Source organism: Stenotrophomonas sp. CC22-02 (assembly GCF_004365115.1).
GTDB classification, from domain to species: Bacteria; Pseudomonadota; Gammaproteobacteria; order Xanthomonadales; family Xanthomonadaceae; genus Stenotrophomonas; species Stenotrophomonas forensis.
Map to the genome: position 1 here is coordinate 2,035,358 of NZ_SOCO01000001.1, position 11,758 is coordinate 2,047,115.

Below are 11,758 nucleotides of genomic sequence, written 5' to 3' on the forward strand. Positions count from 1 at the left end.
TCGGCCCCGCGCGGCAGGCGTTGTGGCAGCATGCGGCTTTCCGTGCAGCGGGCGTGTGACAACCCTCATGATGATGAACGATTTCCAGCAGCTGCTGCACGCCGCAGGCCAGCAGGCTGAACCGCAACGCTTGCTGTTTGTATTCGTGCGCGCCGAGCTGCCCGAGTCGCCCACCGACGACCAGCGCGACCGGCATGACCGCCGCGAGGGCGGCACCCTGTCGCCGGTGCTGTGCGTGGACAAGCTGCCCGCCGAAGTGCCCAGCTTCCAGGCGCTGGCGGCTGAATCGACCACCACCGGCATCGACTGGGACCTGGTGTTCGTGGCCGCGCTGGACGGCCGCGCCGGGTTCGCCCCCAACAGTGATGAGGCCGCGCGCCCGCTGAAACTGATGGTCAACGCCATCCATGACGGTCAGATCGGCCGCTTCGCCGCCTTCGACCGGGGCGGCGAGCCTGTTCAGTTCTATTGACCCACCAACTGCAGGGTCAGGAAGAAGATCACCAGCACGGTGTTCAGGCCCCAGGCCACGGTCAGCCCGCGCGCGGCCACGCCCAGGTTGGGATTGTGTGCGCTGGGCGCCGCCCGCCAGACCGCCGGAATGATCCAGCCGGTATAGAGCAGCAGCACGGCAAATACTCCCAGCAGCAACGGGGTGCGCTGGTTGGCCAGCGCCCAGAGGGCCACCGCCCACAGGATATTGCTGGGGATGACGCCCTGCAGCCAGAACACAGTCCAGAGGCGGGAACGGCCCGGGGTGTCGGGCGCCGGGTGCAGGGAAGCGGTGGCGGTCATAAGTCTCCTTCTGGTTAGGAAACGTGCCGGGCCAGCCTGCGCTTGGTGGCTGGGAACGTCAAGATGGGGGCGGAAGGGTGATGGCTGGCATGGCCCGGCAGCACGGGAGAGCACTACCCTGCACAACGCCGCCCCTCATGCTGGCGTCGTAAAGGCAGCGTGCTTTCGAAACCGGATACGCCGATCAACTCCCGCGCTCATCTCTGTCACCCAGGAAGGAACTTCACGTGTCAACCGCCAGAACGGCCGTCTTCGCCCTCTGCTTCTCCGCCTGCCTGCCGGCCTACGCCGTGCAGAACGCGCCCGCCGACATCAAGGCCATCGAACAGGTGGTCGAATCGTTCCGCACCTCGCTGATCAACAAGGACAAGCCGACCTACATGGGCCTGTTCTTTTCGGACAAGGCAGAAGACATCGGCTGGCAGTACGTTTCGGAGGATGTGCGCCTGCAGGACATCCGCAAGGCCAAGCCCGATGCGATCAAGGCGCGGAAGATTCCCGCCAATAATTTCATCGCGCTGATCGATGGTGCCGTAGCGTCGCCGAAACCGAGGGAGGAAGAATTCTCCAACACGAAGATCGAGGCCGATGGCGATGTGGCTTCGGTGTCGTTTGACTACAGCTTCCACGACGATGGGGTGAAGACCAACTGGGGCAAGGAGATGTGGCAGCTGATCCGCACCGAACAGGGCTGGAAGATCTTCTCGGTGATCTATTCGATCCGCGATTCACGCAGCCCGGTGGAGTGAATCGCCGGCGGCCGCGCCCGGCAGTTCCTGCGTCGCAGGGTGGCTCGGCCCTTCACAGTACTACGCCGGTTGAGCGCAATGCTAACGGGTGTCCGACGCTTTCCCGACGCCCGTCTTCACATCCTGTCGCGAGGTCAATTCATGGCAGGACCGGCATGCAGCCACCTCATCCCGCGAACAGCGGCAAGTATCCACATGGCAAGACCGGCCTTCGCCGCATCTTCCACACGCTGATCCATTCACGCGACGGCTTCATCGCCACCTTCCGGGGCGAAGCGGCCTTCCGGCAGCTGTTGCTGCTGCACGCACTGCTGATGGTCGCAGCGTTCGTGCTGGACATCAGCACGATCGAACGGGCCGTGGTGCTGGCCGTCTGCTTCATCAGCCTGCTGGTGGAGCTGCTCAACTCGGCCATCGAAGCGGTGGTCGACCGCATCTCGCTTGACCACCACCCGCTGTCCAAGAACGCCAAGGACATGGGCAGCGCTGCCCAGACCACTGCGCTGCTGATGGTCGGCACGGTGTGGGGCGTGATCCTGCTGGGCTAGGTCACGCCTGACCCGCCGGGCATGACCCGGCGCTACGCTGTGCTGATGCGTTACTGCGCCGCGAGGGCGAAATCCAGGCCCGCACACACCGCCGCCACCTGCGCGTCGTTGCATTCCTGCGGGTTGGTGCGCGGGCTGTCCGGGTAGACCTCGGTGGTGGTGGCAAATCGCGCGTCGGTGAAGCCGGCGCAAGCGCCGATCGAACGCGATTCACCCCAGACCACGCCCGGCGACTGCAACGGCAGGCCGACCAGATTGCCCTCGGCATCGGCCGGGGCAATGTGGGTGACCGGCGCAACCGCGGCGATCAGCGCCTTCTGGAATTCGGCCTGCGGATCTTCGCTGTTGCCGATCACGTAGAAGCCGTCCGGAATGGTGTCGCGCTCGAACGGCTTGCCGTCGCGGGCGCAGCGGGCCGGATCGAACTCGTGCAGGTCGCTGTCGGTGGTCTCGTGCAGGTCCAGGTGCACCAGCAGGTTCGGCTTGCGCTCGGCCACCCAGCGCATCAGCGCGGCGGCTTCCTCGATCTGGCCGCCGTCACGGAAGCTGCGGTTCGGGTCGATGGCATCCGGGTTCCAGCGCTGGATGCGCTCGTAGCCCCACGGGCTGACGCACGGCGCCACGATCAGGTTCAGCCGGCCCAGGTAACGCTCGGCCTGCTGCTCCAGGAACTGCAGGGCACCATGCACGCCGCTGGTCTCGTAGCCATGCACGCCGCCGGTGATCAGCGCGGTCGGCAGTGCCGGGTTCCAGTTGTGGTTGACCACGGCGAACAGCGGATAGTGGTCCGGAGCGTAGTTCAGCTGGCCGTACTGGATCACATCGAAGATGCTGTCATCCAGGCGCTCGAGGGCGGCCACCACGTCGTCGTGGTAGCTGCGCTGGCGCTGCTGGCGGGCCCGCCACTGTGCGCGTTCGGCGTCGCCCCAGGGCTGTCCGGGGGTGCCGATCGGGTAGAACTGCGCAACAGTCATTGGGGAACTCCAGGGTCGAACGGGTGGGTGCAGCCGGACATTCTAAGCCTTGTCGCGCCTGCGGGCCCCCTCCCCCGGCCCCGCCTTCATCCAGCCGGGGTCATCTGGTTGTAAAATCAACGGTTTTTGGCCCCTCACCCCTTGATGGCGAACGCAGCGCAGCCGGTCCTGGGTGGACCGGAATTCCTCCGCCTGCTCGCCCGTCTCAGCGACGGCGCGATGCCGGCCAGCAGTCCCGCCCTGACCGATCGGCTCGGCCAGTGGGTGGACTGGAGCCGTGCCGTGGCCCTGTCCGGAGCCCTTGGCGGGCGCCTGCCCGAGCCGGGCGAGGCCGCCGAAGCGGTCGAGGATGTGCTGGCCGACTGCGCCCAGGCCCATGCCAGCCTGCTGGCCTCGATCAGCGAGGATGCCGAGGCCGAGCGCCTGCTCGACCTGGCCGAAGCCGCCGCCGCGCCCAACTTCGCCTCGCTGCGCCAGCGTTACCGGGTGCTGCAGCAGGCCATCCAGACCGCCACCGGGCGCCTGCGCGGCCGCCTGCGCGACCAGCTGGTACAGGTTTCGCCGGCACTGGCACGGCTGGCCGAGGTCGATGCGGTGATGGAACAGACGCTCACTCCGCGCGAGCACAGCCTGCTGGCCACCGCGCCAGGGGTGCTCGGCGCCCGTTTTGAACGCGTGCACGGCCAGCCCGGCTGGCGCGCGGCCTTCCGCCATGACATGCGCACCCTGCTGCTCGCCGAGCTGCAGCTGCGCTTCCACCCGATCGACGGGCTGCAAGACGCCCTGCGCTCCCACTGACCGGAATACCATGTCCAGAACTGCTTTCCATGTCGTTGTTTTCCTTGTCGGCCTGCTGGCCGTGTGCTGGATCGGCATTGGCTACGTTTCGGTGCATCCGTTGGGGGCAGCGGTGGCTGCGATCATCGCCGCCTGCTACCTCGCCGGTGGCGTGGAGCTGTACCGCTACCGCCAGGCCAGCAACGGCCTGCGCACTGCGCTGAACGACCTGTCCAGCGCGACGGAAAGCCTGTCCCCCTGGCTGGAGCGCGTGCCGGTGGGCCTGCGCAACGCCGTGCGCCTGCGCGTGGAAGGCGAGCGCACCGCCCTGCCTGCGCCGGTACTCACTCCTTACCTGGTCGGCCTGCTGGTGCTGCTGGGCATGCTCGGCACCCTGCTGGGCATGATGGATACCCTGCGCGGCACCGGCCTTGCGCTGCAGAGCGCGACCGACATGGCCGCCATCCGTGGCTCGCTGGCTTCGCCGGTGCAGGGCCTGGCGGTGGCGTTCGGCACCTCGATCGCCGGCGTGGCCAGCTCGGCGATGCTGGGCCTGCTGGCTGCCCTGCTGCGACGCGACCGCCTGCAGGCCGTGCAGCAGCTGGACCGCGCCATTGCCGGCGACCTGCACCCGTACTCGCAGGCCTGGCAGCGCGCCGAGTCGCTGCGCCTGTTGCAGGCGCAGTCCGCCGCCCTGCCGGCACTGGTCGATCGCCTGCAGGCGATGACCAGCAGCTTTGAACAGCACAGCGCCGCCGCCAGCGAGCGCCTGCTGGCCGGCCAGGCCGAGTTCCTGACCCAGAGCCAGGCCCTGCAGGAGCGCCTGGCCGTGTCGCTGCAACAGTCGCTGCGCGAAGGTGCAGAAGCCAGCGCCGCCGCCATCGGTGGCGCGCTGCAGCCGATGGCCGAGACCACCCTGGCCGGCCTGGCCCAGCATGGCCAGGCGCTGCACGCCCGTGTCGAGCAGGCGGTGCAGCAGCAGCTGTCCGGCCTGAGCGACGGTTTCGAGCGCAGCCGCGTCGCTACCGAAGCCAGCTGGGCCAAGGTGGTGAGCGAGCAGACCCAGGCACAACAGGCGCTGGTGAGCGATCTGCGCCAGCACCTGCAGGCGTTCAGCGATGGCCAGGGCACGCACGCCGAAGCGCTGGTGACACGCATCGGCGAGCGCCTGCAGGCCGATGCCAGCAGCAATGCCGACGCCTGGCGCGCCGCCGCCGAACAGCAGCAGGCACTGAATACCGCGCTGGTCGAACGCCAGCAGCAGGCGTTGCTGGCCACCAGCGAGCATCTGGATGCGCGCGCCGAAGCACTGCTGCAGGCACTGGACCAGCGTCATGCTGCCAGCCAGGCGCTCCTGCAGGATCACGAACAGCAGCGTTCGCAGCAATGGCAGTCTGCACAGGCCGCCGCCGCCAGCGCGCACGCCGAACTGCAGGCCAGCCTGGACAGCCGCGAGCAGCAGCGCCAAGCGCGCTGGGATGCGGTCAGTGCCGAACTGCAGCAGGCGCACGCCACGCTGCAGGCGCAATTGCAGGCCGGTGACGAACAGCGCCTGCAGCGCTGGAGCGATGCCCTGCAGCACGTTTCCACCGATCTGGCCCAGCGCCTGCAGGCCAACGGCGAACACCTGGCCGCGCAGCAGCAGCAGGTCTGCGACACGCTGGCGGCAACCGCGCAGCAGATCGGCGAAAACGGCCGTGCCCAGGCCAGCGCCACGCTGGCGGAAGTCTCCACCCTGCTGCAGACCGCCGCCGCCGCGCCCAAGGCCGCGGCAGATGTCATCAACGAGCTGCGCAGCACGCTCTCCGAGAGCCTGGTGCGCGACAACGCGATGCTGGAAGAGCGCGGCCGCCTGCTGGCCACCGTGCAGACCCTGCTGGATGCGATCAACCACGCCTCGCACGAACAGCGCACCGCGGTGGACGCACTGGTGGGCGGCTCGGCCGAGCTGCTGGAACGCGTCGGCAACCGCTTCACCGACCATATCGCCGCGGAGACCGGCAAGCTGGATGGCATTGCAGCAGCCCTCAGCGGCAGCGCCAGTGACGTTGGCCAGTTGGCCGGCACCTTCGGCGAGGCGGTCGCACAGTTCGGCAGCGTTTCCACCGAACTGTCCGGCCGCCTGGAGCAGATTGGCGGCGCGCTGGATGCCTCGCTGGCCCGCAGCGACGAGCAGCTGGCCTACTACGTGGCGCAGGCACGCGAGGTGGTTGATCTCAGCCTGCTGTCGCAGAAGCAGGTGATGGAAGAACTGCAGCAGCTGGCCGCGCGCCGCAGCAAGGCCGGCAGCGCATGAGTGACGAACTGGAGGTCGATGGCAGCTCGCACGCCCCGATCTGGGCCGCCTTCGGTGACCTGATGTCGGTGCTGCTGGGCGCGTTCGTGCTGATCCTGGTCGGCGTGGTGGCGGTGCAGTTGGAGCTGTCGCAACGGCTGGACCAGGAAGTGAAGCAGCGCCAGGCCGAAGCCAAGCGCCTGCAGACGCTGGAACAGGCGCTGGCCGGCCCGTTGGCGGCCGGCCGCGTGACTCTGGTCGATGGCCGCATCGGCATCAGTGGCAGCGTGCTGTTCGCACTGAACTCGGACCAGTTGCAGCCAGAAGGCCAGGAGCTGCTGCGCAGCCTCGCTGCGCCGCTGGCCGCCTATCTGGGCAGCCGCGAAGAAATCCTGATGGTCAGCGGCTTCACCGACGACGCGCCGGTGCGCGAAGGCAACCGTCGTTTCGCCGACAACTGGGAGCTGTCCGCGCAACGTTCGCTGACCGTGACCCGCACCCTGATCGCCGACGGCGTGCCCGCCGATGCCGTGTTCGCCGCCGCATTCGGCAGCGAGCAGCCGGTCAGCTCCAATGCCAGCGAGGACGGCCGCGCGCGCAATCGTCGCGTGGAAATCGCGCCGATTCCCAAGCCCAAGGCGCCGGATGCCAAGTAAGCCACCCGCACAAGACAGCCTGCGTGCGCTGGTGCGCGACCTCGATGCGGGGTCACGCTCGCTGCCGCACTACCCGCAGCTGCCGATGCTGCAGCAGGTGCAGCGCGAGTGGTCGGAACTACGCAGCGAACTGCAGGTGCGCCGCTCGCTGCGCACCGAAGCCCCGGCCGACGGCGGCCCGCTGAATTCGGCGGTGCTGGTGCAGCGCATGCTGGACACGATGCAGGCGACCAGCCCCGGCTACCTGCGCCACTTCATCGACTATGTGGATACGTTGTCGTGGCTGCAGGCGCTGCAGGACGGCACCGCCAGCGGCGGCGATACCGCGAAGCCGAAGCGCACGCGCAAGCATCGTTGAACACCGATTGGTAGTGCCGGCCGCTGGCCGGCAACTGCACATTGCCCGATGGGTCCATGTGGCTGCCGGCCAGCGGCCGGCACTACCCACCCCGCAGAGCGCCTCACAACACCTGAACATGTCACCAGACAGTCATCTGTCTAGCGCACCATTTTCACGTTGACCCACGGCGCCTGCAGCGCCCGCCGGTCGCATCGGCCGTCTCCCCTTTTGAATTCCATGAGCTCCGCACCGACGCGGCGGCTCGTGCCTGCCTGAGTGTCCGTAACATGACGAAGACTTTGTTGGCCGCTGCGCTGTCGATCGCGCTCGCTCCCGCGGCCTGGGCGCAGGATGCTGCCCCGACCTCCCACGGCACGTCCGCCACCGACCTCGATGCGGTTTCGGTGATCGGCAGCGGTGAAGCGCGCCAGGTGCAGCGCATCACCCGCGAGAACCTCGACATCCTGCCGCCGGGAACCAGCCTGCAGAAGACGCTCAATCTACTGCCGGGCGTCAACGCGCAGTCGGCCGATGCGCTGGGCACCAACGAACAGTCGATGACGCTGAGCCTGCGCGGCTTCAACTCCACCCGCCTCGGCTACACGCTCGATGGCGTGCCGTTGGGCGATGGCGCCTACAACAACTACAACGGCCTGACCATCAACCGCGCACTGATCAGCGAGAACATGGCCGGCGCCGAGCTGGCGGTGGGCATCGGCAGCCTCGGTACGCCGTCCACCAGCAACCTCGGCGGCACCATTTCCTATACCTCCGACCGCCCGGCGCAGGAACTCGGCGGCCGCGTGGTGCAGACCTTCGGCAGCGACGCCAACCGCCGCACCTTCGTGCGCGTGGACAGCGGCGAGTACAACGGTTTCTCCGGCTACGTTTCCGGCATGAATGCCGTCTCCGATCTGTGGAACGACCAGACCGCGTACAACAAATCCACCACCAAGCAGTTCAACGCCAAGGGCGTGTGGAACTTTGGCCGCGGCCAGATCACCGGTTTCGTCGATACCTCGCGCACCACCCAGGCCGACTACTTCTACCTGTCCAAGGACGAGATGTCGCGCGGCCTGGGCTGGGACTGGGGCGGCTACGCGCCGGACTGGAACAAGGCGGTGGCCAAGGCCTACTGCAACACCGCCAGCTTCAATGCGAAGAAGTGCGACAGCAGCGGCCCGGACAAGGACGCCGATGGCGCCTTCACCGCCGGGCAGATCCTGCGTGACGACAACCTGTACTACCTGGCCGGTGACTTCTTCCTGGCCGATGGCTTCAGCCTGCGCGCGCTGGCCTACCACCATGATGACCGCGGCGAAGGCCACAACTGGAACAGTGGCGCCTGGTCGAACAAGGGCACCGCACAGGAAATCCCGATCATCTTCCGCAACACCATCTACACCATCGACCGCGATGGCGGCACGCTGTCGTTCGATTGGGAGCTGGGTGCGCACCGCATCGAAGGTGGCGTCTGGTACGAGCGCAACACCAGCAGCGCCGAGCGCTACCAGACCGCCGTGGATGGCCCGCGTGACCTGAGCGGCATGAACACCCTGCCCTCCGATGTCGGCGTGTTCGCCCAGCGCACCCGCTGGAAGACCCATCAGTTCTTCCTGAAGGACACCTGGCGCCTGCTTGATGACCGCCTGACCTTGGAGTTCGGCGCCAAGAGCCCACACGCCACCTCCGATGCACAGGCACTGCCGGGCGACGCGAAGACGCCGATCTCGCCGACCTCCAATAACCAGTTCGCCACCGGTTCGTTGAAGGCCAGCAAGAATTTCCTGCCCAGCGTTGGTGCCAACTTCCGCCTGGCCGAGCACCACGAAGTCTTCGCCAGCTTTGCCGAGAACATCGCCATGTTCCAGGGTGGCTTCAAGCTCGGTCCGCAGGCGGTCAGCCAGGCGACCTGGAACGCACAGGGCAACCTGAAGCCGGAAGAGTCGCGCTCAGTGGAAGCCGGCTACCGCTTCGTCACCGACACCCTGCAGGCCTCGATCGCTGCCTACGATGTGCGCTTCGACAACCGCCTGCTGCAGTACAACCCTTGTGACTCGCGGCAGCCGGTCGGCCCGACCTGCGGCAACCGCTTCTACAACGTCGGCGGCGTCGACAGTCGCGGCGCCGAGCTGACCGTGCTGTGGACCCCGAACGCGCATTTCAGCTGGTACACCTCGGCGTCGCTGAACCGCTCGACCTATGCCTCCAACTACGTGCAGGCCGGCGTCGAGCAGCAGATCAAGGGCAAGATCCAGACCGATACGCCGAAGCAGCTGCTGGCCACCGAGATCACCTGGCGTGACAACGGCTGGTTTGCCAGCCTGCGTGGCAAGTACACCGGCGAGCGCTTCTACACCTACACCAACGACCAGGGCTTCGGTGGCTTCACCGTGTTCGACCTGGCCGGTGGCTATGACTTCGGCCAGGTCGGTTTCGCCAAGGGCATGCGCCTGTCGTTCAACGTGACCAACCTGACCAACAAGCGTTACGCCAGCAACCTGGATTCGAGCGTGTTCGCGCCCAGCGATCCGGCCGGCAAGCTGTACGTGTTCCATGCCTCGGCACCACGCCAGGTGTTCGGTACGATCGACCTTCGCTTCTGATCGACCGCCCGGAGTCCACCGATGCTCGCGACCGCCCTGCTGCTGGCCACCCTCTCCGCCAGCGGATACTCCGCCCCGCACGAGGCCAGTGGCGCACCGCCACGCACCCTTGAACTGGGCGGCCGCACCTACGTGGACAAGGGCCTGGTCGCCGCCGGGCGACTGCCGGCGGGCACGGTGGACTTCCTCGGCGACACGCTGGGCTCGTTCTCGTCGCTGGCGGTGCAGCCCGGCACCTGGAAGCGCACCACCAACGGCTATCAAGGCGTGCTGTGGACCCTGCCCGACCGTGGCCGCAACGACCCCGAGGCCGGCCTGTTCTACGACTACGCCGGCCGCGTGGAGCGCATGCAGCTGCGCATCGACACCACGCCGGGCAAGCCCGGTGCGCTGGGCACGCTGAGCATGGTGCCCGACAAGGGCGTCGTGCTGAAGGACTTCAACGGGCAACCCTTCACCGGTGCCGACCCGGGCGACCACACCATCATCCAGCGCGACGTGGTGCTGCCCTCGCCTGCCAGCGGCGCCGGTGCGGGCAAGGTCTCGCTGGATGCGGAATCGCTGCAGTTCAGCGCCGACGGTCATTTCTACATCGGCGACGAGTACACCGCCAATGTCTACTATTTCGATGCGCAGGGCCAGTTGCAGGGTGTGATCGTGGCGCCGCCCGCGATCCGCCCGCAGCGCGAGGGCAAGCCGGCCTTTGGTTCATTGGTGCCGCCACAGACCGGTCGGCGCAACAACCAGGGCGTGGAAGGCATGGGCCTGTCACCCGATGGCAGCCGCCTGTTCGTGGCGCTGCAGAGCGCGACGCTGCAGGACAGCGCGCAGGGCAATGCGGCCGGACGCATCACTACCCGCGTGCTGGTCTATGACGTGACGACCTCACCGACGCCACAGCAGCCGATCGGCCATTACGTGATGGCTTTGCCCGCGTACGCGCACGACGGCAAGGGCAAGCTGGACCGTACCGCCGCGCAGAGCGAACTGCGCGCACTGGATGCCAACCGCTTCCTGCTACTGGCCCGTGATGGCAATGGCCTCGGCAAGGACGGTGACGACCCCATCGTCTACAAGTCGGTGCTGCTGGTGGATGTGTCCGCTGCCAGCAACCTGGCCGGCAGCACCTACGAAACCGGCACCACCTCGGTACTGGCCGAAGCGGCGGACACCGTGTTGAAGGCCGGCATCGTGCCCGCGCGCAGCGACGAGCTGCTGAACCTGCTCGACCGCCCGCAGCTTGCGCGCGCCGGCCTGGACCTGGACACGAAGCGCGGCCCGCATGCCGGCCTGCTGTCGGAGAAGTGGGAGGCCATGGACGTACTGCCGGCACTGGACCCGCAGCACCCGAACGACGTGCTGCTGTTGATCGGCAACGACAACGACTTCATCGCCCGCCACTGCCGCATGCAGGGCGAGGCCTGTGACAGCCCCTACGACAACGACAACCGCGTGCTGGTCTATTGCCTGACCCTACCCTGACAGCAGGTGCCATGTGCGAAATCCTGGTAGTGCCGGCCGCTGGCCGGCATCACGACCAGACCGACCACGTATAGGGATACGCGCCGACCTGCCCAGCAAGGCCAGCGCGTACCGGATTCCCCAGGATGTACAAAGCCTGCCGCGCGAGCGACTCCTCAGCCCTCACTGCATGATCGAAGTAGCCAGGCTGCCACACCGTACTTCGACGACCCGCCAGGCGATTCAGCGCAAGCGCACTCGACGACTTCATTCGGCGTGCAATGTCTGGGAGGTGAGCTGCGCGCAGCTCGAACATCCAGTGGACGTGATCCGGCATGACGACCCATGCGAGTGACTGCACAAGTCCACGCTGTTCGATGTAATGGAACTGGTCGATTACACATGCTGCTGCAGCTTCGCTTTCAAAGAGCCGGCAGCGCTGATGCGTGGTAGTTGTCAGAACGTAGACCTGGCCGATGATCGAGCGACGGCCCAGGCGGAGGCGATGGCTGCTCATACGCCATGGTGGAGCGATCAGTGGGTGTTGAACGTCAGATCTCGCCTCGACGGATGTTGG

General features: G+C 67.1%; 12 protein-coding genes. 9 read left to right on the forward strand and 3 right to left on the reverse strand.

Annotation, left to right across the window (positions count from 1 at the left end; translation table 11 throughout):
• Positions 1-67 precede the first annotated feature (67 nt).
• Complete coding sequence (locus tag N440_RS09375) at positions 68-472, forward strand: hypothetical protein (RefSeq protein ID WP_053449950.1); 405 nt, start codon at positions 68-70, stop codon at positions 470-472.
• Here the strand turns inward: N440_RS09375 and N440_RS09380 are convergent.
• The gene (locus N440_RS09380; RefSeq protein WP_133934875.1) at positions 466-795 is read right to left on the reverse strand and encodes a hypothetical protein; all 330 of its coding nucleotides are present in this window, start codon (positions 793-795) and stop codon (positions 466-468) included. The two genes, N440_RS09375 and N440_RS09380, sit on opposite strands and share 7 nt — an antisense overlap.
• A gap of 227 nt (positions 796-1,022) precedes the next feature.
• Here N440_RS09380 and N440_RS09385 point away from each other — a divergent pair, with 227 nt between their 5' ends.
• Complete coding sequence (locus N440_RS09385; RefSeq protein WP_133934876.1) at positions 1,023-1,544, forward strand: nuclear transport factor 2 family protein; 522 nt, start codon at positions 1,023-1,025, stop codon at positions 1,542-1,544.
• 155 nt (positions 1,545-1,699) lie between these two features.
• Positions 1,700-2,092: a diacylglycerol kinase gene (locus N440_RS09390; protein ID WP_133934877.1), complete on the forward strand. Its 393-nt coding sequence runs from the start codon at positions 1,700-1,702 to the stop codon at positions 2,090-2,092.
• Positions 2,093-2,142: 50 nt separating this feature from the next.
• On the opposite strand, the gene N440_RS09395 is transcribed toward N440_RS09390, so the two are convergent.
• On the reverse strand, positions 2,143-3,066 hold the full coding sequence (locus N440_RS09395; protein WP_133934878.1) for a M14 family metallocarboxypeptidase: 924 nt from the start codon (positions 3,064-3,066) through the stop codon (positions 2,143-2,145).
• A gap of 144 nt (positions 3,067-3,210) precedes the next feature.
• Between N440_RS09395 and N440_RS09400 the strand changes: the two genes are divergently transcribed.
• The 6 genes from N440_RS09400 to N440_RS09425 all read left to right on the forward strand — a co-directional run bounded on the left by N440_RS09400 (position 3,211) and on the right by N440_RS09425 (position 11,202).
• Entirely contained in the window at positions 3,211-3,864 is a 654-nt protein-coding gene (locus N440_RS09400) for a DUF3348 family protein (RefSeq protein ID WP_133934879.1), read from the forward strand.
• Between the two features lie 10 nt (positions 3,865-3,874).
• Positions 3,875-6,139, forward strand: a complete 2,265-nt coding sequence (locus tag N440_RS09405; RefSeq protein WP_133934880.1) for a DUF802 domain-containing protein — start codon at positions 3,875-3,877, stop codon at positions 6,137-6,139.
• On the forward strand, positions 6,136-6,774 hold the full coding sequence (locus N440_RS09410; protein WP_133934881.1) for an OmpA family protein: 639 nt from the start codon (positions 6,136-6,138) through the stop codon (positions 6,772-6,774). Before N440_RS09405 ends, N440_RS09410 begins: the two co-directional genes overlap by 4 nt.
• Entirely contained in the window at positions 6,764-7,132 is a 369-nt protein-coding gene (locus tag N440_RS09415; RefSeq protein WP_133934882.1) for a DUF2894 domain-containing protein, read from the forward strand. Before N440_RS09410 ends, N440_RS09415 begins: the two co-directional genes overlap by 11 nt.
• A gap of 269 nt (positions 7,133-7,401) precedes the next feature.
• The gene (locus N440_RS09420; RefSeq protein ID WP_133934883.1) at positions 7,402-9,720 is read left to right on the forward strand and encodes a TonB-dependent receptor; all 2,319 of its coding nucleotides are present in this window, start codon (positions 7,402-7,404) and stop codon (positions 9,718-9,720) included.
• 21 nt (positions 9,721-9,741) lie between these two features.
• On the forward strand, positions 9,742-11,202 hold the full coding sequence (locus N440_RS09425) for an esterase-like activity of phytase family protein (protein ID WP_133934884.1): 1,461 nt from the start codon (positions 9,742-9,744) through the stop codon (positions 11,200-11,202).
• Between the two features lie 49 nt (positions 11,203-11,251).
• On the opposite strand, the gene N440_RS09430 is transcribed toward N440_RS09425, so the two are convergent.
• A complete protein-coding gene (locus N440_RS09430; RefSeq protein WP_133934885.1) occupies positions 11,252-11,698 on the reverse strand; it encodes a transposase in 447 nt (148 codons plus the stop codon).
• Positions 11,699-11,758 lie beyond the last annotated feature (60 nt).

Excerpts from the sequence above, each read along its gene's own strand:
- N440_RS09380 (WP_133934875.1), bottom strand. The coding sequence starts at position 795 with ATGACCGCCACCGCTTCCCTGCACCCGGCGCCCGACACCCCGGGCCGT.
- N440_RS09375 (WP_053449950.1), top strand. The coding sequence starts at position 68 with ATGATGATGAACGATTTCCAGCAGCTGCTGCACGCCGCAGGCCAGCAG.
- N440_RS09395 (WP_133934878.1), bottom strand. The coding sequence starts at position 3,066 with ATGACTGTTGCGCAGTTCTACCCGATCGGCACCCCCGGACAGCCCTGG.
- N440_RS09410 (WP_133934881.1), top strand. The coding sequence starts at position 6,136 with ATGAGTGACGAACTGGAGGTCGATGGCAGCTCGCACGCCCCGATCTGG.
- N440_RS09405 (WP_133934880.1), top strand. The coding sequence starts at position 3,875 with ATGTCCAGAACTGCTTTCCATGTCGTTGTTTTCCTTGTCGGCCTGCTG.
- N440_RS09420 (WP_133934883.1), top strand. The coding sequence starts at position 7,402 with ATGACGAAGACTTTGTTGGCCGCTGCGCTGTCGATCGCGCTCGCTCCC.
- N440_RS09415 (WP_133934882.1), top strand. The coding sequence starts at position 6,764 with ATGCCAAGTAAGCCACCCGCACAAGACAGCCTGCGTGCGCTGGTGCGC.
- N440_RS09400 (WP_133934879.1), top strand. The coding sequence starts at position 3,211 with ATGGCGAACGCAGCGCAGCCGGTCCTGGGTGGACCGGAATTCCTCCGC.
- N440_RS09425 (WP_133934884.1), top strand. The coding sequence starts at position 9,742 with ATGCTCGCGACCGCCCTGCTGCTGGCCACCCTCTCCGCCAGCGGATAC.
- N440_RS09390 (WP_133934877.1), top strand. The coding sequence starts at position 1,700 with ATGCAGCCACCTCATCCCGCGAACAGCGGCAAGTATCCACATGGCAAG.
- N440_RS09430 (WP_133934885.1), bottom strand. The coding sequence starts at position 11,698 with ATGAGCAGCCATCGCCTCCGCCTGGGCCGTCGCTCGATCATCGGCCAG.